The organism is Sphingomonas kaistensis (assembly GCF_036884275.1).
Lineage (GTDB): Bacteria > Pseudomonadota > Alphaproteobacteria > Sphingomonadales > Sphingomonadaceae > Sphingomicrobium > Sphingomicrobium kaistense_A.
Genome location: NZ_CP145607.1, coordinates 1,044,923 through 1,065,478, shown reverse-complemented (window position 1 = coordinate 1,065,478; position 20,556 = coordinate 1,044,923). Strand labels below are relative to the sequence as shown.

15 protein-coding genes are annotated in these 20,556 nt (G+C 66.5%); 8 read left to right on the top strand and 7 right to left on the bottom strand.

Annotated elements, in window-relative coordinates; translation table 11 throughout:
* The first annotated feature begins 8 nt into the window (after nt 1-8).
* From V6R86_RS05100 to pgl, 5 genes are all read left to right on the top strand, one after another.
* Complete coding sequence (locus V6R86_RS05100; RefSeq protein WP_338502688.1) at nt 9-3,110, top strand: Ig-like domain-containing protein; 3,102 nt, start codon at nt 9-11, stop codon at nt 3,108-3,110.
* Nucleotides 3,111-3,360: 250 nt separating this feature from the next.
* Nucleotides 3,361-5,082, top strand: a complete 1,722-nt coding sequence (locus V6R86_RS05095; protein ID WP_338502687.1) for a type I secretion system permease/ATPase — start codon at nt 3,361-3,363, stop codon at nt 5,080-5,082.
* Nucleotides 5,083-5,091: 9 nt separating this feature from the next.
* Entirely contained in the window at nt 5,092-6,483 is a 1,392-nt protein-coding gene (locus V6R86_RS05090; RefSeq protein WP_338505413.1) for an HlyD family type I secretion periplasmic adaptor subunit, read from the top strand.
* 106 nt (nt 6,484-6,589) lie between these two features.
* Complete coding sequence (locus V6R86_RS05085) at nt 6,590-8,395, top strand: TolC family outer membrane protein (RefSeq protein ID WP_338502686.1); 1,806 nt, start codon at nt 6,590-6,592, stop codon at nt 8,393-8,395.
* Between the two features lie 85 nt (nt 8,396-8,480).
* Nucleotides 8,481-9,182, top strand: coding sequence for a 6-phosphogluconolactonase (pgl, locus tag V6R86_RS05080; RefSeq protein ID WP_338502685.1), 702 nt, complete (start codon nt 8,481-8,483; stop codon nt 9,180-9,182).
* Nucleotides 9,183-9,186: 4 nt separating this feature from the next.
* Here pgl and fghA read toward each other — a convergent pair whose 3' ends face one another.
* The 3 genes from fghA to V6R86_RS05065 are packed head-to-tail and all read right to left on the bottom strand — an operon-like array spanning nt 9,187 to nt 11,524.
* Nucleotides 9,187-10,026, bottom strand: coding sequence for an S-formylglutathione hydrolase (fghA, locus tag V6R86_RS05075; RefSeq protein ID WP_338502684.1), 840 nt, complete (start codon nt 10,024-10,026; stop codon nt 9,187-9,189).
* A 1-nt stretch (nt 10,027) separates the two neighbouring features.
* Nucleotides 10,028-10,399: a VOC family protein gene (locus V6R86_RS05070; RefSeq protein ID WP_338502683.1), complete on the bottom strand. Its 372-nt coding sequence runs from the start codon at nt 10,397-10,399 to the stop codon at nt 10,028-10,030.
* Nucleotides 10,400-10,411: 12 nt separating this feature from the next.
* A complete protein-coding gene (locus V6R86_RS05065; protein ID WP_338502682.1) occupies nt 10,412-11,524 on the bottom strand; it encodes an S-(hydroxymethyl)glutathione dehydrogenase/class III alcohol dehydrogenase in 1,113 nt (370 codons plus the stop codon).
* Between the two features lie 248 nt (nt 11,525-11,772).
* Here V6R86_RS05065 and V6R86_RS05060 point away from each other — a divergent pair, with 248 nt between their 5' ends.
* The 3 genes from V6R86_RS05060 (at nt 11,773) to V6R86_RS05050 (ending at nt 15,441) form a co-directional block, all read left to right on the top strand.
* Entirely contained in the window at nt 11,773-13,290 is a 1,518-nt protein-coding gene (locus V6R86_RS05060; protein ID WP_338502681.1) for a type II secretion system protein GspD, read from the top strand.
* 199 nt (nt 13,291-13,489) lie between these two features.
* Nucleotides 13,490-14,599: a S8 family serine peptidase gene (locus V6R86_RS05055; RefSeq protein WP_338502680.1), complete on the top strand. Its 1,110-nt coding sequence runs from the start codon at nt 13,490-13,492 to the stop codon at nt 14,597-14,599.
* An 83-nt stretch (nt 14,600-14,682) separates the two neighbouring features.
* Complete coding sequence (locus V6R86_RS05050; RefSeq protein WP_338502679.1) at nt 14,683-15,441, top strand: SDR family oxidoreductase; 759 nt, start codon at nt 14,683-14,685, stop codon at nt 15,439-15,441.
* A 3-nt stretch (nt 15,442-15,444) separates the two neighbouring features.
* On the opposite strand, the gene V6R86_RS05045 is transcribed toward V6R86_RS05050, so the two are convergent.
* The 4 genes from V6R86_RS05045 to mce form a co-directional block, all read right to left on the bottom strand.
* Nucleotides 15,445-17,472 carry an acetyl/propionyl/methylcrotonyl-CoA carboxylase subunit alpha gene (locus V6R86_RS05045; protein WP_338502678.1) on the bottom strand — a complete coding sequence of 676 codons (2,028 nt, stop codon included), beginning with the start codon at nt 17,470-17,472 and terminating at the stop codon, nt 15,445-15,447.
* Nucleotides 17,473-17,533: 61 nt separating this feature from the next.
* Complete coding sequence (scpA, locus tag V6R86_RS05040) at nt 17,534-19,663, bottom strand: methylmalonyl-CoA mutase (protein WP_338502676.1); 2,130 nt, start codon at nt 19,661-19,663, stop codon at nt 17,534-17,536.
* Nucleotides 19,664-19,709: 46 nt separating this feature from the next.
* Entirely contained in the window at nt 19,710-19,958 is a 249-nt protein-coding gene (locus tag V6R86_RS05035; RefSeq protein ID WP_338502675.1) for a hypothetical protein, read from the bottom strand.
* A complete protein-coding gene (mce, locus tag V6R86_RS05030) occupies nt 19,958-20,377 on the bottom strand; it encodes a methylmalonyl-CoA epimerase (RefSeq protein ID WP_338502674.1) in 420 nt (139 codons plus the stop codon). Before mce ends, V6R86_RS05035 begins: the two co-directional genes overlap by 1 nt.
* Nucleotides 20,378-20,556: the final 179 nt, after the last annotated feature.

Here is a 20,556-nt window from a genome sequence, read left to right as displayed (position 1 = left end):
GGAAGCCTGTGGCCATCGGTGCGGGTGGTTGGCTGACCGGCATGGATATCGCCAAAGACGGCACCATGGTCGCCCGCGCCGATACGTACGGTGCATACATCTGGAATGGAAATGCCTGGCAGCAGCTCGTTACTGCCGCCTCCATGCCCGACCTCAACAGCGGCAAGACCGGCGTCTACGAAATCCGCATAGCGCCCAGTAATTCGCAGGTCCTCTACATGGCCTTCGATAAGTCCGTGTATAAGAGCACAGACCAGGGCAAAACCTGGACCAAGACGTCATTTGTCGGAACGGGTTTCGATCCCAACAGCCCCAACCGAATGGACGGCCAGAAGATGGCCGTGGACCCGACCAATCCGAACATCGTCTTCGTCGGTAGCCAGAAGGACGGCCTGTGGGTGACCCGCGACGGCGGCGCCAACTGGCAGAAAATCAGCGCTGTCGCGCAAGGTGCGAACACCGTCGATCCCGGCATGACCGGGATCATCATTCAGGGGACCACCGTCTTCGTCGGCACGGCTGGCGCCGGCGTTTATCAGAGCAAGGACGGTGGGTTCACCTGGTCGGCGATCGGTGGCCCTGCCGATATCGGCCATGCTGCCATCGCTCCCGACGGCACTTATTATGCGACCGGCAATAGCGATAAAGCCCTGTGGAAATTTGCCAACGGCGCGTGGACGAAACTTCTCGCCAGCAGCGCTCACGGCATAGCGGTTGACCCATTCAACTCGTCGCATCTTGTGGTCAGTGACGATGGTGGCAATCTGATCGAGAGCAAGACGGCGGGCGCCGATTGGGGCAACGGCTGGAACTGGGGCAAGGGGCTCGAATCCAGCAATGATGTGCCTTGGCTCGAGAATAGCGGTTACTACATGTCCACTGGCGGGTTCATGTTCGATCCGACCACGCCGGGCAAATTGTGGCAGTCGGCCGGTGTCGGGGTGTGGAACACCCAGCTTCCCAGCAATCTTGATTGGAACACCCCGGTCGTCTGGAATTCCCAAAGCAGAGGGATCGAGCAGCTCGTCGCCAACGATATCATCGGTGCGGTCGGCGCGGACCCGCTCTTCGCGTCCTGGGACCGCGCGTTCGTGTCCATGCCCGATGTCGATCAATATGCCACGAATTACTCCGGCGGCGCGTTCTCGATGGGCTGGTCGGTGGATTACGCGTCGTCGAACTCGAGCTTCATGGTCGGTGTGTCGGACTATTGGGGCACGGAAAATAGCGGTTACTCGGTCGACGGCGGCAAGACTTGGAACAAGTTCGCCGGACTGCCGAGCTGGGCAACGTCGACTGTCGGCGGAAGCATCGCTGCCAGCACCACGACCAACTTTATCTGGGTCGCGGCCGGCAATCAGCCTCCTGCCTACACGCTCGATGGCGGCAAGACCTGGTCGAACGTCTCCATCGCGGGGATCACCGACTGGAACATGGTTCACGCCTTCTATTATCTTAACCGGACGTCGATAACCGCCGACCGCGAAGCGCCGAACACCTTCTATCTCTACGACTCCAATACCGGCGTCTATCGTACCACCGACGGCGGCGTGAGCTGGAGTAAAGTCTTCAGCGGGCAGGTCGCAGACTGGTCCTACTGGAACGCGAAAATCGAAGCGGTTCCGGGCCAGGCGGGCGCACTCTATTTCACCTCGGGAGCGCTCGGGAACGATCCGAGCAATCCCTATTACACCGGGCTCATGCACTCCACCGATGGGGGCGCAACGTGGAAGGCCGTCCCCGGCGTCAACGCCGCCTCATTCGGCTATGGCGCGCCGGAAAAGGCCGGCGGACCGGCCACGATCTACATCGTCGGCCAAGTGAACGGCAACAACGGCATCTTCTATTCGGCCGACAACGGGGTGAACTGGACCAAGATCGGCGAGCGGCCGATGAACAGCCTTGATCACATCAAGACGATTTCGGGCGACATGGACAAGTTCGGTCTGGTCTATGTTGGTTTCGCCGGCTCGGGTTATACTTACCTCGACTTCAGCGGATCGGCGCCCTCCACGCCGCCCGCGCCGACCCCGCCCCCGGCTCCTGCCGGACCGCCGACCCAAACCGCGCTGATCACCTCGGCGCTCGACGATACCGGCACGGCGGCGACCGTCGACAATGGGGCGGTTATCAACGATGGCACCCCGACCCTGTCGGGCCAGCTGTCGGCGGCGCTGCTGTCGGGGCAGAAGCTGGCGGTCTATCGCGATGGCGAGCTGATCGGGCAGGCCGCAGCCACCAATACCAGCTGGAGCTTCACCGATCCCGGTGCGAGCGATGGCAAGCATGATTATGTCGTCAAGGTAGTGGACTCGCTCGGCCAGGCCGGCGCGGCGTCCGGCAGCTTCTCGCTGGTGATCGACACCGTTGCGCCGAACCAGGCGGTCGTCGTGGTCGCCGCCGATCTCTCGAGCAGCACCGGCCTCAAGACCGCCTCCTTGTCCGCCTCGTCGAGCGGAAGCACGCTGGTGACCGGCAATATCACGGGCACGCTCGCCGCCGACGAAACGGTGGTCGTGTTCCGCGACGGCGTGAAGGTCGGCACCGCGCTCGTCTCGAACGGCAGCTGGTCGTTCAACGACGCGGTCACTTCGGGGACCTTCAAATACACCGCGCAGGTGCAGGACGCCGCGGGCAACATCGGCCAGATGTCGAGCGTGCTCGCCGTCACGTTGGGCACCTCCCTCGTTGAGGGGACGACCCGCAACGACGTGCTGATCGGTGGCGGCGGCGCGGATGTGCTGGTCGGCGTCGGATTAACGGGCAAGAGCCTCGGCAAGGGCACGATCGACGTCCTGACCGGCGGGGCCGGCAACGACGTCTTCGTGCTCGGCGACAGCCGCGGCCGGTTCTACGATGACGGCAACAGCAAGAGCTCGGGATCCAACGACTATGCGCGGATCACCGACTTCGACACCGGCGACAAGGTGCAGTTGAAGGGCAGCGCGGCCGAGTATCTGCAGGGCTGGATCCACAACCTGCAGGGCGCGTCGGGCACCGGCATCTATCACGACACCAACGGCAACGGGCAGATCGACAGCCGGGACGAGCTGATCGCCCTGGTCCAGAACCACGGGCCGCTGGATTCGGGCGACTTCATCTTCGTCTGAGATCACTTCCAGCAAGCACTGACGCTCTCGTCCGACCGGGACGGGAGCGTCTTTGCGTTGCAGCGCCAAGCTCGCGCTGTGGCGGGCGGGACACCTCTTGGCTTCGATCACCTCCGAACCACATTTAGGTTTGGGTCGCGAAGCTAAGCTCCTATTAACCATCCCCGCCGAAAAGCGATCGGGCGTGGGTTGGCGGCGAGGAAAGCGTTGGAAAAAAACGCCTCGCTGTTCCAAAGGGTTAGGAATGGGAATGAACGACACGATCAGGAGCGCGCTGCAAGCCTGCCGGCGGCACTTCACCACGGCCATCGTTTTCAGCGCGCTGGTCAACCTGCTCTTCATCGTGCCGATGCTCTACATGCTGCAGGTCTACGAGCGGGTGGTGCCGACGCGCGGGCACACCACGCTCTACATGCTGACATTGGTGCTGCTGGTCGGCCTGGTCACCATGGCCGCGCTCGACACCCTGCGCTCGCGCCTGCTGGTGCGGGCCGGTGTTCGGCTCGACGCGCAGCTTGCCCACACGATCCTTGAATCGACCCTCGGCCGGCCAAGCCAGCGGGGGCAGCGCGGCGCGTTGCAGGCGATGCGGGAGTTCGACACCCTGCGTCAGGCGATGACCGGGCCAGCGATCCTGGCCGTGCTCGATGCGCCGTGGGTGCCGGTCTACATCCTGATCGCGTTTCTGCTGCATCCGTGGATCGGGGTGCTGTGCGTGGTCGGCGCCGTGCTGGTGGTGCTGCTGGCGGTCCGTAACGAAAACGTCACCCGCGCCCGCCTTCAGGAAGCCAACCAGGCCGCCGGCCTCGCTTATTCCGACTTCGAGACCATGGTCGCGGCGGGCGACGTGGTCCGCGCGCTCGGCATGCGCGACGCGATGGTCAGCGGGCATCTTGCGCAGCGCGCGCAGATGATGCGGCTGCAGACCGAAGCCAGCCTTGCGTCGAGCGGCGTCACCGCCACCTCCAAATTCGTCCGCCAATTCCTGCAATCGCTGGCGCTCGGTGTCGGTGCCTTGCTGGCGATCGACGGCAAGATCAGCCCCGGCGCGATCTTCGCGTCGATGTTCATCGTCGGCCGTGCGCTCGCCCCGATCGATCAGATGGTCGGCAACTGGCGGAGCATCATCCAGGCGCGCGGCGCGTGGACCTCGCTCAACGACCTGCTCGACCAATCGCCGCCCGACATCGCGCTGACCCAGCTTCCGCGGCCGCAGGGCCGGATCGAAGTTGAAGGCCTGCACGTCGTGTCGGACGACGGGCAGCCAATCCTTCAGAACATCAACTTCTCGGTCCAGCCGGGTCAGGTCATCGCCATCGTCGGCCCGAGCGGCGCGGGCAAGTCGACCCTCGTACGCACGCTCGCCGGCGCGACCATTCCCAATCACGGTGTGATCCGCTTCGACGGCGCCGATCAGCGCAACTGGGACCCCCAGCGCCTGGCCGAGCATGTCGGTTACATGCCGCAGGAATCGGCGCTGTTCAGAGGGTCGATCAAGGAAAACATCGCCCGCTTCCGCAACCGGATGGGCGAAGACCCCGGACAGATCGATACCGATGCCATTGCCGCCGCGCAGATTGCCGGCGCGCATGAACTGATCCAGCGTCTGCCGGGCGGCTACGACCAGCAGCTCGGCCCGGGTGGCCGCGGCCTGTCGGCGGGGCAGATGCAACGCGTTGCGCTTGCCCGGGCGCTGTTCCGTGGCCCCTCGATCCTGATCCTCGACGAGCCCAATTCCAATCTCGATGCCGACGGCGATCAGGAATTGCTGCAATGCCTGCATCAGGCCAAGGCGCGCGGCACCACCGTTCTGCTGGTCGCGCACCGGATGAGCATGATGCCGATCGTCGATGGGTTGCTGATCATCCAGGAAGGCCGTGTCGCGGCCTACGGCCCGCGCGATGAGATCCTGCGCAAGATCAACGCCCAGAAAACCGTCAGTGCGCCGACGCCGCAGCCCGGAGTTGCCTAAGTGACCGCCATGAATCTCGATCTCAAGGCCACCGCCCTTCCCGCTTCCTTCGGCGGCTTCGGCAGAGGTGGCGGCGGTCAGGCGCCCAAGGGAGTGGACGACCCCGGTTCCGACATGCGGATCGGCTACATCATCGCGTTCCTGTTCTTCGTGGTGCTGATCGGCTGGGCCGCCGTGGCACGGCTCGATGCGGCGGCGATGGCGCCGGGCAAACTGGTGATCGACGGCCAGCGCCAGGCGGTTCAGCACCGCGATGGCGGCGTGGTCGGCGCGATCCATGTGCGCGAAGGCCAGAAGGTGCAGCGGGGCCAGATCCTGCTGACGCTCGCGGCTGCCGACGTTCGTGCCCAGGAACGCGCCCTTGCCTCGCAGGCGATCACCTTGCTGGCCCAGCGCGCGCGGCTTCAGTCCGAGCAGCTTGGCCGCCCAAACATCGTCATGCCTGCCGAATTTGCGTCCATGACCGATCCGCAGGACCGCGCCGAGATCGCCCGGGCGATGCAGGTGCAAGGCGTTCAGCTGCGCACCCGCCTCGCCGTTCTGCAGGCCCAGCGTGGGGCCCTGGCCCAGCGCCGGTCGGGCGCCGGCAACCTCGGCCGCGGCTACAGCGAGCAGGTCGCGGCGCTGGAGCAGCAGATCCGCTCGCTCGACCAGGAGCTCGAAAGCCTGCGCGGAGTGGCCGAGGAAGGCTTCGTTTCGCAAAGCCGTATCCGTGCGCTGGAGCGCGCCCGGGCCGAATTGATCGGTCAGCGCGGCCAGTCCAGCGCCACCGTCGCCCAAAGCCGCGACCAGGCGGGCGAAACCCGGCTGCAAAGCCTCGAAGCGCAGAGCGACTATCTCGCCCGCAGCGCGACCGAGCTGCGCGATGTCGAATCCGCTCTCAACGAAGTGGTGCCCAAGCTCGCTGCCGCCCGCGACCAGCTGGCCCGAACCGAAATCCGCAGCCCGGCGACCGGCACCGTGGTCGGGCTCGAAGTCTTCACCCCAGGCGGGGTGATCGGGGCCGGGCAGCGGCTGATGGACGTGGTTCCCGACCGCGCGGCGCTTCATGTCGAGGGCCGCCTCACGGTCAACGACGGCGACGACGTGATGCCGGGCCAGACCGCCTTCGTCCGCTTCGATTCGCTTCACGAACGCTCGCTTCCGCCGCTCGAAGGCACGGTGACGCGCGTGTCGGCCGACAGCTTCACCGACGAAAAAACGGGTGAAAGCTATTTCACCGCCGCGATCGACGTGAAGCCCGACCAGCTCGCGCTGTTGAAGCAGGTGCGCGGCGATGACTTCGAGCTTCGCGCCGGCATGCCGGTTACGATCGAAATCCCGGTCCGCCGCCGCACCGCGCTGCAATATATGCTGGAGCCCATCACCGCGGCCCTGCGCCGCGCTGGGCGGGAGCATTGATCCACAAATAATTCATCACCTGCGTGGTTAATCGCGTTAACCTTACTTGCCCTTGCCGTCAGTCCGGTTCACGCTGCAGAACGGGATAGCATTGGGGAGCGAAGCGGTGGGGGCTGCGACGGCGTTAGGCAGTAGCGGTCGGTCCTTAAAGCTGCTGGCCGGTGCGGCGCTGGCCGCGGCGCTGGTGCCGATGGCCACCGCGGCTGACACGCTTCGGGACGCGCTGGTCGCAACCTATGGCACCAGCCCCACGCTCAATGCTCAGCGAGAGGCACTCAAGGGCTCGGACGCTGCGGTGGCGCTTGCCAATGCACAAGGCCGGCCGCAGATTGCGGCGCAGGTCGGGGTCAATCGCGACCTGACCCGCTCGGGCGTGTTGCTGACCAATCGCTCCAAGGGACCGATCCTATCGGGCGGGCTCGACGTCAATCTGCCGCTGTTCGCCGGCGGCCGGATCCGCAACGCGATGGACGCCGCCAAGGCGCGGGTCGAGGCCGGGCGCGCTGCCCTGCGCGCGGTCGAGGGCGATGTCTTCGCCGAAGCGGTCGAAGTTTATATGGATGTGCTGCGCGACCGCGCGGTGCTCGACCTCAATCAGAACCAGGTCCGGGTGCTGACCGAAAATCTGCGCGCGACAAAGCAGCTCTACGAGGCCGGTGACCTCACCCGCACCGATATCGCCCAGTCCGACGCGCGGTTGAGCAGCGCCAAAGCGCAGCTCGCCCTCGCCCAATCGCGGCTGTCGGTCAGCGAGGAAAGCTTTCTTCGGGTGGTCGGCAAGCGGCCGGAGACCCTTGCCTCCCCGCCCCCGCTTCCGCCGCTGCCCGCCACCGCGACCGAGGCGACCCGCATCGCCATCGCCCGCAACCCGCGCCTGACGGCCGCACTGCAGCAGGCGCGGGCGGCGGGGATGGACGTCAAAGGGACCTTTGCCGACCGGCTGCCCACACTGTCGGGGACGGTGGGCGGCGATTATATCAATTATGTGGGGGACGAGCCGGGCATCGGCGTGCCGCGCTCGGGCGTGCAGACCAGTGTCGGCCTCACCACCCGCATTCCCCTTTACCAGGGCGGCGCGCCCGCCGCGCGCATCCGCCAGGCGCGGGCGGCGGAAGGCCAGTTGCTCGAACAGACGGTCGCGACCGAGCGCCTGGTGGTCGCCAACGCCCGTTCCGCCTTTGTCACCTATCAGGCGGCGCTGAAGGCCATCGGCTCCAATCGGGATGCGGTGAGCGCCAACGAGCTGGCCCTGCGCGGCACGCGGGCCGAACGCAGCGTCGGGTCGCGCACGGTGATCGAAGTGCTGAACGCCGAGCAGGAATTGCTCGGCAGCCGGGTCGAGCTGATCGCGGCGCGGCGCGACGCTTATGTCGCGGGCTTCCGGCTGCTTCAGGCGATGGGCATGGCAAGCTCGGAAGAGCTGGGACTGAACGGCGGCGCGCTCTACGATCCCACCGGCAATTACGACAAGGTCGCGGGCGACTGGAGCGACTGGGGCGGCGCCGGGCAGCACAAGGTCCGCTCGACCTCGACGGTCGCGCTGGCGGAAGCGGCGCCCGACCGGCTGGCGGAAGAGCCGCGGCTGGCGGCCGTCGAACCGGCGCCGGTTCCCACCGCTGCCAAGCCAGCGCCCCCTGCGCTGCTCGCGGCGAAGCCGGTTGCGCCGCAAGCCAAAGCCAGCGGCACCAGCGGCGGCTGGGTGATCCAGCTCGGCGCCTTTGCCCGGCCCGGCGCGCCGCAAGCGTTGTTCGCCAAGGTTGCCAGCCGGGTCGGCGGCAAGGAACCGATCTACCTCCCCGCCGGCCGGGTGACGCGCCTGCTGGTCGGCACCTATGCCAGCCGCGCCGAGGCCGAGGCGGCGTGCAGCAGCCTTGGCCCCGCCACCCCCTGCCTCCCGCTCCGCCGCGATTGACGCAATCCTCATCCGCACGGCCTTGACCCCGCCCGGCGAGGAGACGAAGGCGCACGCCTGATTGGACTTGAGAAGGATTGCCCCGATGATCGAAGCCGAATGGTGGGAATATGACAGCGTCGACGAGATGGCCGATGCCGTCGCGGGCGATGTCGGCTTCATCATCGAAAGCGCGATCGACGCGCGCGACGCTTCCTTGCTCGCGCTGCCGGGCGGCAAGACGCCGCTGCCCGTGTTCCAGAAACTCGCTGCCCAAAAGCTGGCGTGGAAGAAGGTGACCATCGTCCCTACCGATGAGCGATTGGTCGAGGTCAGCGACGAGCGCAGCAACGCGCGGCTGTTGGCGCAAAGCTTCATGCGGGCGGGCGCCCGGGTCATTCCGATCGGCGGCGAGAATGCCGATGTCGCGGCGGCGGGCAATATCGCCGACGCGCGGCTTCAGGACCTGCCCTGGCCGCCCGATCTCGTCTGGCTCGGCATGGGCGGCGACGGGCATACCGCGTCGATCTTCACCGGGCCCGACATGCAGAATGCGCTGGACGCTCCCAAGGCCCGGCGTGCGGTGGGCGTGCGGCCCGATCCGATGCCCGCCGACATGCCGGTGGCGCGCGTCACGCTGACCCGCGCGGCATTGCTCTCGGCGAGGACGCTGATCATCACCATTACCGGCGAGGAGAAGAAGGCGTTGCTCGAGCAGGCGATCGCCGACGGGCAATCGAGCAAGCTTCCGATCGGCCGCGTGCTGGCCGAGGCCGAGCAGCCGATCGACATTCACTGGGCGCCCTGAGCGCCTAGCGGAGCCGCTCCGCGTGCCAGGCCAGGTGGTCGGGCAGGAAGGTCGAAACGAAATGGTAGCTGTGATCGTAGCCGGGCCGGATCGCCAGTTCGAGCGGCTGGCCGGCGGCGATGCAGGCTTGCTCGAGCAGTTCGGGCTTCAGTTCGCGCTCGAGGAAGCTGTCGGCGCCGCCGACATCGACCTTCAGCGCAGGTAGCCTCGCCCCGCTTTCGATCAGTGCCACCGCATCGTGCGCGCGCCATGCGTCGCGGTCGGCGCCAAGATAGGCGGTGAACGCCTTCTCGCCCCACGGCACTTGGCTCGGTGCGACGATCGGGGCAAAGGCCGAGACGCTGCGGAAGCGGTCGGGGTGACGCAGCGCCACGGTCAGCGCGCCATGCCCGCCCATGCTGTGCCCGGTAATCGCCTGGGCGCCCATGTCGAGCATCGGGAATTCCGCCTCGACCAGCGTGGGAAGCTCGTCGGTGACATAGCTCCACATCCGGTAGTTGGCCGACCACGGCGTCTCGGTCGCATCGACATAGAAGCCCGCGCCGAGCCCGATGTCCCACCCGTCGGCGTCCGCCACCCCCTCGCCCCGTGGCGAGGTGTCCGGGGCGAGGAAGGCGAGGCCGAGTTCGGCGCAGGAGCGGCGATATTCGCCCTTGTCGGTGACATTGGCGTGGGTGCAGGTCAGGCCCGACAGATAGGTGACCAGCGGCACCCGCCCCTGCTCGGCCTGTGGCGGCAGGAACAGCGAAAAGGTCATGGGCGTGGCGGTGGCCGCGCTGTCGTGGGACAGCACCAGCTGCCGCCCCCCGTGGCTCAGCGCCTCGCTCACGACCTTCAGCGCCATCTTATTGCGCCGGCCGGTGAACGGCGCACAGTTTGTTGCCGTCCGGATCGCGCAGGTAGGCGAGGTAGAGCTTGCCGAGCGCATTGGAGCGGATTCCGGGCGGATCTTCGATCGACGTGCCGCCGGCTTCGACGCCGCGCACGTGCCAGGCATCGACCTCTTCCGGTGTATCGAACGAAAAGCCGATGGTGGAGCCGTTGCCGTGCGTCGCCGCAGCGCCGTCGATCGGCGGCGAGACCATGAACAGCGCGCCCTTGCGGCCGTACAGCAGGCGGCCCTTGTCGTCGCTGCGCGCCGGCTTTTCGAACAGGCCATCGTAGAATTTCTTCGAGCGTTCGAGGTCGTTCGAGCCGACCATCATGTGCGAATACATGGCTTCTTCTCCCTAGTAGACGACCACGGCCCGGATGCTTTCGCCCCGGTGCATCAGGTCAAAACCCTTGTTGATTTCATCAAGGCTCAGCACGTGGGTGATCATCGGGTCGATCGCGATCTTGCCGTCCATGTACCAGTCGACAATCTTGGGCACGTCGGTCCGGCCCTTGGCCCCGCCGAACGCGGTCCCGCGCCAGTTGCGGCCAGTGACAAGCTGGAATGGCCGGGTGGCGATTTCCTTGCCGGCTTCGGCGACGCCGATAACGATCGACGTACCCCAGCCGCGATGGCAGGCTTCAAGCGCGGTGCGCATCACCTCGGTGTTGCCGGTGCAGTCGAAGGTATAGTCCGCGCCGCCGTCGGTCATCTCGACGATCCTGGCAACGGTCTCCTCACGGCTCATGCCACGCGTGTTGAGGAAGTCGGTCATGCCGAACTGGCGGCCCCAAGCCTCGCGGTCCGGGTTCAGGTCGACACCGATGATCCTGTTCGCGCCCGCAAGCCGCGCGCCCTGCACCACGTTAAGGCCGATGCCGCCAAGCCCGAACACCACGACATTGTCGCCGACCTGGACCTTGGCGGTGTTGACCACCGCGCCGACGCCGGTGGTGACCCCGCAGCCGATGTAGCAGCTGGTCTGGAACGGCGCGTCCTCGCGGATCTTTGCCACCGCGATTTCCGGCAGCACGGTGAAGTTCGAAAAGGTCGAGCAGCCCATGTAATGAAAGATCGGTTCGCCCTTGTAGCTGAACCGCGTCGTGCCGTCAGGCATCAGCCCCTTGCCCTGCGTCGCGCGGATCGCTGTGCACAGGTTGGTCTTGCCGGACAGGCATGACTTACACTGGCGGCATTCGGGGGTGTAGAGCGGGATGACGTGGTCGCCCGGCTTCACCGACGTGACACCGGCCCCCACTTCGCGGACGATACCGGCGCCTTCGTGACCCAGCACCGAAGGGAAGATGCCTTCGCTGTCGAGCCCGTCGAGCGTGTAGGCGTCGGTGTGGCAGATGCCGGTGGCCATGATCTCGACCAGCACTTCGCCGGGCTTCGGGCCTTCCAGATCCAGCTCGACGATCTCAAGCGGCTGCTTGGGGGCAAAGGCGACTGCGGCACGGGTCTTCATCGAACAGGTCTCGCGAATGGCTGGGTTTCGCGGACCAAGTGGCACAGCGCCCCCGGCTTGGCAAAGCCGTGCAGCTTAGCGACAGGGCGTTGCAAATCGGCGACAATAAGTTCTTGCAAGAGACTGATCTGTCCGTAAGCTGCCGCGCTTCAACGATTTTTCTGGTCCGACACCGGGGGGTGAGCGGACGGGGGAGAGCCGAACTGATCACCTTCCGACGCGCTTCGGCGCGCCTTGGCCTGCTTTTTTTGCTCGGTTCGCCGACGAGCCTTGTCGCGCAAACCGTGCCGTCGGTGGTCGAGGAAGTGAAAACCGTCACCCTCGACGAGAATCGCGCGGCCTTTCTGGTTCGCTTCTCCCCCGCCGAGCCGCAAAGCGCGGCGCTCAACAACAATCCGACCCGGCCCGAACTGCTGCTGCGTTCGACCCTGCGCGCGCCGCGGGTCCCGCCGCAGGGAAGCTATCGCGGGCTGGTCCGGTCGAGCACGTTCGAGACCACCGACAGCGGCCTTCTGTGGCGATTCGATACCGCCGCTCCGGCGCAGGTCAGCGTCCAGCCGGCGGGCGACCGCACGCTTCAGGTCATCGTCCAGCGCCTGTCGGGCGACGAGGCGATCGGTGCCCGTCCGATCGGCTCCGGCGGCGAAGCGGTCGCTCCCGCCAGCGAGTTGCCCGCTTATGTCGAGCCCGGAGTCGATGGCGACAGCTACGAGCTGGTGCCCTTGAAATATGCCGACGTCAGCGAGGTCATCGGCCTGCTGGTCGAAGGCGAGACGATCCAGCCCAACAACGTCTTCATCCGGCGGGAACCCGGTTTCGGGTCGATCGCCAACAGCTCGACGCAATATCAGTATCAGCAGCAACAGCAGCAACAGCCGCAGAACCAGCAGCCGCTGGGCCAGAGCTTCCCCGGCCGCGGGCTGGCCATCGACCGGCGCCTCAATGCCATCTGGATCACCGGGACGCCCGAGCGGATCGCCCGGGTCAAGGCGCAGATCAACGCCATCGACGTGCCGGTCGACAGCGTCATCCTCGAAACCCAGTTCGTCGAGCTGACCGAGCAGGGCGTCAAGAACCTCGGGCTCGACCTCGCCAATCGCGACGGCCAGATCGCGTCCGGGCAGATCACGCTTGGCGCCAATACGACCTTTGGCAACGATCCGCTGACCCCGTTCAAGTCGGGCGTGCTGCAGGCGGCGATCTACGCGCAGGTCCAGCGCGGCGAAGGGCGGATCGTGTCGCGCCCGCGAATCGCCGCGCAATCCGGTTCGACCGCCAAGATCATCACCGGCGACGCGCTGCCGATCCTAACCTCGATCACCCTGTCAGGTGTCAACGGGGTCAGCCAGCAGGTCCAATACGTCAACGTCGGCGTGACCCTGCAGATCGCGCCGCGGGTGTCGACCGACGGCTTCGTCACCAGCCAGATCTATGGCGTGGTGTCGTCGGTTACCGGCTACAGCCAGGGCTATCCGACGATCAGCCAGCGCGAAGCCGAGACCAGCGCCAGCGTGCGCGACGGCGAGACCTTCGTGATCGGCGGCCTGACGCAGGAAAACAATCTCAGGACCAAGGGCCGCCTGCCGATCCTTGGCGACATCCCGATTCTCGGCACCGTGTTCCGCAACGAGCGCAGCACGCGGGCCAAGACCGAGCTGTATATCGTGATCACACCTCGGATCGTGCGCCACCGGCGCAACGAGGTGCCGGTCCAGCCGGCCCCCTCGCCCGCCGTTCCCGGCCTGACGGGAGGCTTGCCCGGCTAGCCGCGACCCTGCGCATCCGGACCGTCGCGCTCCGCTGCCGGCTCACCGGCGCGAATGCCACGACTCATACCTGCCAAGCCCTGTTTAACTCGTTGATTTAGCGCGATTTTTCTTCTTTACAGCGGGCGAATCATCGGTCAGCTTTCGTTCACCATACCGGCACCGATGGGGGTTTCCGGGGAATGATCGAGGGGAAGATATGCGAGCATTTCTGATGACTGGCGCGGCGGCGATGGCGGTAGCGCTGGCGGCCACTCCGGCTGCTGCGCAGCAGCGCGGCGAGAAGATCCAGAACAGCTATATCTGCGTGTTCAAGGCCCGCGAAGTGAACCGTGGCCAGGCCCAGGCCGAAGCCAATCGCGCGGCGCAAAGCGTCGGCGCTCGGGTGACCCATGTGTATTCGGTCGCGATTCGCGGCTTTGCTGCAGAGCTTCCGGCGCAGGCCGTCGAGAACATGCAGAAGAACAACCCGAACATCGAATATTGCGAGCAGGACCAGGTCGTCACCGCCGGTCCGATCGAAGCGCAGGGCAAACCCGAAGTCGGCACCATGGCCGAGGAAACCCCGTGGGGCATCGCCCGCGTCGGCGGCGGCGCGGCCTACACCGGCAGCAACACCGCCTGGGTGATCGACACCGGCATCGCGCCGCACGCCGACCTCAACTTCGACACCTCGCGCTCGCGCAGCTTCTTGCGCGACAGCTCGCCACTCGACCAGAACGGCCACGGCACCCACGTCGCCGGCACCATCGCGGCGCGCGCCAACGGCTCGGGCGTGGTCGGGGTTGCCGCTGGCGCTCCGGTGGTCGCGGTCCGCGTGCTCGATCGTCGCGGCTCGGGCAGCAATTCGGGCGTAATTGCCGGCGTCGATTACGTCGCCGCGAACGGCCGCGCCGGCGACGTCGCCAACATGAGCCTCGGCGGCGGTGTGTCGACCGCGCTTGACCAGGCGGTTATCAACGCTTCGGCCGGCGGCGTTCGTTTCGCGCTCGCCGCGGGCAATGAAAGCACCAATGCCAACAACAGCTCGCCGGGCCGCGCCAACGGCGCGAACATCTTCACCGTGTCGGCTTTCGCCATCGGTGACAAATGGGCGAGCTTCTCGAACTTCGGCAATCCGCCGATCGATTATGCCGAGCCCGGCGTTTCCATCAAGTCGACCTGGCTGAACGGTGGCTACAACACCATCAGCGGCACCAGCATGGCGACCCCGCACCTCGCGGGCCTGCTGCTGGCCGGCGCGGTCCGCAGCGGCGGCACCGTCGCGGGCGACCCGGCGGCGCCGGCCGACGTCATCGGCGTCAAGTAAGGCCCACGGCCACGCAAAGAAGGGGCGGCTCGGGAAACCGGGCCGCCCTTTCCTTTGCCCGCGCCCCGGCTAGGGTGAGGCCCATGACCTTCGCAACTGGCAAGCATGCCCTCATCACCGGCGGCGGAACCGGCATCGGCGCCGGCGCCGCCCGCGCCCTTGCCGCCGCCGGCGCCCACGTCTCGCTGCTCGGCCGCCGCCGTGAGCCGCTCGAGGCCGTCGCGGCCGAAACCGGCGGGCGGGCTATCGTGTGCGATGTCACCGACCCGGAAGCACAGGCCCGCGCCTTTGCCGAAGCGCGCGAGGCGTTCGGGCCGCTCGACTACGTCATCCTGAACGCCGGCATCGGCGACAGCCGTCCTTTTCTGCGCACCAGCCGCGAAAGCTGGAACGCGATCATCGCCACCAATCTGACTGCGTTGTTCGACGGCGCACAGCTCGCGCTTCCCGATCTTCAGGCGGCCAGCAAACGGCTGGTGATCGTCGCTTCGGTCGCCGGGCTGAAGGGCGGCGCGATGGCGGCGCCTTATGTCGCGTCCAAGCATGGCGCGGTCGGGCTCACCCGCAGCCTGGCGCTGGAATTCGCCCGCACCGGCCTCACCGTCAACGCGATCTGTCCGAGCTTTGTCGACACCCCGATGGTCGACGACAGCGCCGCCCGCATCGCCGGCGCGACCGGCAAGAGCGTCGAGGAAGCGCGCGCGCTGCTCGCACGGACCAACGGCAACGGCCGGCTGATTACCGTAGACGAGGTCACCCACGCGATCATGCAATTGCTTCACCCGCAGGCAAGCGGCGTCAACGGCGCGTGCGTGACGATCGACGGCGGGACGAGCGCCTGACGCTTATTCGAATTCGACGATGACCTGATCCACCGCGACGCTTGTCCCCGCGTCGACCGGCGTCGCCTTGACCGTAGCGCTCTTCTCGGCGCGGAGGATGTTCTCCATCTTCATCGCTTCCATCACCGCGATCGGCTGCCCGGCCTCGACCTTGTCGCCGACCGCGACGTCGAGGCGGGTGACGAGGCCGGGCATCGGCGCGAGGAGGAAGCGCGACAGGTCGGGCGGGATCTTTTCGATCATGTGGCGGGCAAGCTCGGCGACCCTGGGCGTCATCACCGTCGCCCGATGGCTGCCGCCGCGCGTCGTCATCTTGAGCGCACGGCCCTGCTTTTCGACCAGCACGGTCCGGCTGCGATGGCCGATGCGGGCCCGAAGCAGGCGCTGGCCCGGCGCATAATCGGCTTCGAAGGCAAGCGGCTCGCCGCCGTCCACCACCACCTTGTCGAGGGTGAATCGAACGTGATGCTCCGCCCCGCCGTCCAGTCGCACCACATGCTCGCGCGCGGCGGGCGACGGGCCGCCCAACTGCTGGTCGATCAGCAGCGCCCGGCTTTCGTGCACCGTGCCGATGAAGGCGGCGAGCGCGCTGAGGTCAGCGGTCAGCGCGTCGTCCAATGGCGCGCCGGTAAAGCCTTCGGGATATTCCTCGGCGATGAAGCCAGTGGTGAGCTCGCCCGACCGGAATCGCGGGTGCTGCATGATCGCCGACAGAAAATCGACATTATGGCCGAGCCCTTCGATGCGGAAGGCGTCGAGTGCCTCGACCTGCTTGTCGGCGGCTTCGTCGCGGGTCGGGGCCCAGGTGACGAGCTTGGCGATCATGGGGTCGTAGAACATCGACACTTCGCCGCCCTCGAACACGCCGTCGTCGACGCGCACGCCGTCGAGGCCGCGGCGGCCGTTGGCCTGGCCATCGTCGGTCCAGCCCGGCACCGGCGGCCGGTAATGCGCCAACCGCCCGGTCGAGGGGAGGAAGCCGCGATAAGGGTCTTCGGCATAGACGCGGTTTTCGATCGACCAGCCGTCGATACCGATGTCGTCCTGCGTGAAGGGCAGCTTCTCGCCGGCCGCGACGCGGATCATCTGCTCGACCAGGTCGATGCCGGTGATCGCCTCGGTCACCGGATGCTCGACCTGGAGCCGGGTGTTCATTTCGAGAAAGTAGAAACTCTCGCCCGTCGGGTCCTTGCCCGAGACGATCAGCTCAACCGTGCCGGCGCTGTAATAGCCGACCGCGCGGGCGAGCGCGACGCATTGCTCGCCCATCGCCTTGCGCATCTTGGGCGTGACGAACGGCGAGGGGGCTTCCTCGACCACCTTTTGGTGGCGGCGCTGAATGCTGCATTCGCGCTCGTTGAGATACAGGATGGTGCCGTGCTGGTCGCCGAGGATCTGGATCTCGATGTGGCGCGGGTCCTCGATGAATTTCTCGATGAACACGCGGTCGTCGCCGAAGCTGGCGAGCCCTTCGCGCTTAGTCGCTTCGAAGCCTTCGCGGACGTCCTGTTCGGAGTAAGCGAGGCGCATGCCCTTGCCGCCGCCGCCGGCCGAAGCCTTCATCATCACCGGATAGCCGATTTCGCCCGCGATGCGGACGGCATGCTCGGTATCCGCGATTTCGCCGACGAAGCCGGGGACGACATTGACCCCGGCGGCCTTGGCCAGCTTCTTGGATTCGATCTTGTCGCCCATCGCCGCGATCGCGTTCACCGGCGGGCCGATAAAGGCGATGCCCTCGGCAGCGAGCGCTTCGGCGAAGCTGGTGCGTTCGGAGAGGAAGCCATAGCCCGGATGAACGGCCTCGGCGCCGGTCGCCTTGCAGGCAGCGATGATCTTGTCGGCGAGGAGATAGGATTGCGCCGCAGGCGGCGGGCCAATGTGCACCGCCTCATCCGCCATCCGCACGAACGGCGCGCGCGCATCGGCATCGGAATAGACCGCGACGGTCTTGATGCCCATGCGGCGGGCCGTAGTTATGACCCGGCAGGCAATTTCGCCGCGATTGGCGATAAGGATCTTGGAGAACATCAGGCGACCCTATTGGGATAAGCTTCGAAAAGGCAAACGCCACGCAGCGAAAAGCGAAGCTTCATTCGGCGGCCTCATCCATCGGCGGCTTGTTATGACCCAGCAAGCGCAACACTTCGTCGGCGGCGTCGGCGAGATTGGTGCCGGGGCCGAAGATCGCCTGCACGCCCGCGGCGCGGAGTTCGGCATAATCCTGCGCCGGGATCACGCCGCCGGCGACGACCTTGATGTCGGCGCGGTCCATGTCCTTCAGGTGGCCAATCAGCTCGGGGATCAGGGTCTTGTGCCCGGCTGCGAGGCTGGAGGCACCGACGACGTCGACGTCGGCGATTACCGCCAGCTCGGCGGCTTCGCGCGGGGTCTGGAACAGGGGGCCGGCGACAATCTCGAAGCCTAGGTCACCGAAGGCCGAGCTGACGAGGTTGGCGCCGCGGTCGTGGCCGTCCTGGCCCATCTTGGCGACCAGCATGCGCGGCTTGCGGCCGAGGCGCTGGCCGACCGCGACCGTGCCTTGCTTGGCTTCTTCCCAGCGGAGGTCGGCGCGTTGGCCGTAAATGCCGGAGACCGGCTCGGGCTTGGTTGCATAGCGTCCGAACACGCGTTCGAGCGCGTCCGAAATCTCGCCCAGCGTGGCGCGGGCGCGGGCTGCCTCGACGCTGAGCGCGAGGAGATTGGCATCGGTGCGGGCGCCCTCCTCGAGGGCCTGCAGCGCCGCCTGGACCGCCGCTTCGTCACGGGTCGCGCGGATACGCTGCAACCGCTCGATCTGCCCGGCGCGGACCTTGGCGTTGTCGACTTCGAGGATGTCGAGCTCGGCTTCTTCCGGCAGGCGGTAGCGATTGACCCCGACGATCACCGTTTCGCCGGTATCGACCTTGGACTGGCGCAAGGCCGCGGCTTCCTCGATGCGGCGTTTGGGCAGGCCCTCGGTGACCGCCTTGGTCATGCCGCCGAGCGCTTCGACCTCCTGGATCAGCGCCCACGCCTTTTCCTCGAGCTCGCGGGTCAGCGCCTCGACATACCAGCTGCCGCCCAGCGGATCGGCGACCGCGGTGACGCCGCTTTCCTCGGCGAGGATCAGTTGGGTGTTGCGCGCGATCCGGGCCGAGAAATCGGTCGGCAGCGCGATCGCTTCGTCGAAGCTGTTGGTGTGAAGCGACTGCGTGCCGCCGAGCACCGCCGCCAGCGCCTCGATCGTGGTGCGGACGATGTTGTTGTACGGGTCCTGCTCGGTGAGGCTCACCCCGCTGGTCTGGCAGTGGGTCCGGAGCAGCTTCGACTTTTCGGTTTTGGCGCCCAGATCGGTCATGATCCGGCCCCACAGGGTGCGCGCCGCGCGCATCTTGGCGACCTCCATGAAGAGGTTCATGCCGATGCCCCAGAAGAAGCTCAGCCGCGGCGCGAAGGCGTCGATGTCGAGGCCCGATTTCACCGCGGCGCGGACGTATTCCATGCCGTCCGCCAGCGTGTAAGCCATCTCCTGCACCGCCGTCGCGCCGGCTTCGTGCATGTGATAGCCCGAGATGGAGATGGAGTTGAACTTGGGCATCTCGCGGCTGGTGAAAGCGATGATGTCGGACACGATCCGCATCGAGGGGCTGGGCGGATAAATGTAGGTGTTGCGGACCGCGAATTCTTTCAGAATGTCGTTCTGAATGGTGCCCGACAGCAGGTTGCGATCAACCCCCTGCTCCTCGCCCGCGACGATGTAGAAAGCGAGCACCGGCAGCACCGCGCCGTTCATGGTCATGCTGACGCTCATCTCGCCGAGCGGGATGCCGTCGAACAGCAGCTTCATGTCCTCGACGCTGTCGATCGCGACGCCCGCCTTGCCGACATCGCCCGTCACGCGCGGATGGTCGCTGTCGTAGCCGCGATGGGTGGCGAGGTCGAAGGCAACCGAAAGTCCCTTCTGCCCGGCGGCCAGGTTGCGGCGATAAAAGGCGTTGGATTCCTCGGCGGTCGAGAAGCCGGCGTACTGGCGGATGGTCCACGGCCGGCCGGCATACATCGTCGCATAAGGCCCGCGGGTGTAGGGCGCGACGCCGGGATAACCGGGGTCGATGTCGGCCGCATCCTCGGGGCCGTAGACGGTCTTGAGGGTGATCCCTTCGAGCGTCGTGCGGCTGAGGTCGGCGCCGCGCGATTCCTTGGCGGCGAGGGTCTTCCAGGCGTCGTGTTGGTCGGACATAGGGCCGTGCCCTAAACCCAAGCGGCCCGCGCGCAAACCCTTGGCGCTAGCGTCCGCTGCGGAAGCCGAGGCCGAGCAGCAGGTCGGCGGCGATGAAGAACAGCAGCACGAAGATGACGCTGTTGACCAGCACGAGGCCCCAGAACCGCGCTTCGCCCGCTTCGGCGCGCTTCAACCGCATGCGGTAAAGCGGCACCTCGCCGGTGCGCAACGCGCCTGCGATCCGGCGCAGGATCAGCAGCGCCAGTATGGCGCACAGGCCGCCGATCAGCAGTTCTTCCCCGCGCCCGCTCATCAGTGCGATTGGCTCGGGCTTTCCATGATTTCGGTCAGGGTGCCGCCGGTGTCCTTGGGGTGGAGGAAGAAGATCGGCGTGCCGTGGGCGCCGATCCGGGTGGGGCCGAGGATGCGCGTCCCGATGCCTTCGAAATGCGCGCGGGCGGCCTCGATGTCGTCGACTTCGAAGCAGACGTGATGCTGCCCACCCTGCGGGTTTTTCTCGATGAATTTGGCGACCGGGCTGTCGGCGCCGAGCGGTTCGATCAATTCGATCTGGCTGTTGGGCGCATCGACGAAGCAGACGCGGACGCCCTGCGCGGGGAGGTCGAAAGGGGGCGACGACGGCTCGGCGCCGAACAGGGTGCGGTAGGTTTCGAGGCTGCGCTCGATCGACGGGGTGGCCACCCCGACATGGTTCAGGCGTCCGAATTTCACGTGTTATCCTTACTTATTCCGACGATCATCAAGACGAGAAAACATGCTGCCAGAAACAAGGCTGCAGCCAATATGCCTGTGCAGAAAAGCTTCAAGGATGATGGGCTGCGCCTCTCGTCAGCTGTGCGTGAAGTCGGCGGCTTCCGTATGCTTGCAACAAGTCTCCGGGCCCCACAAAG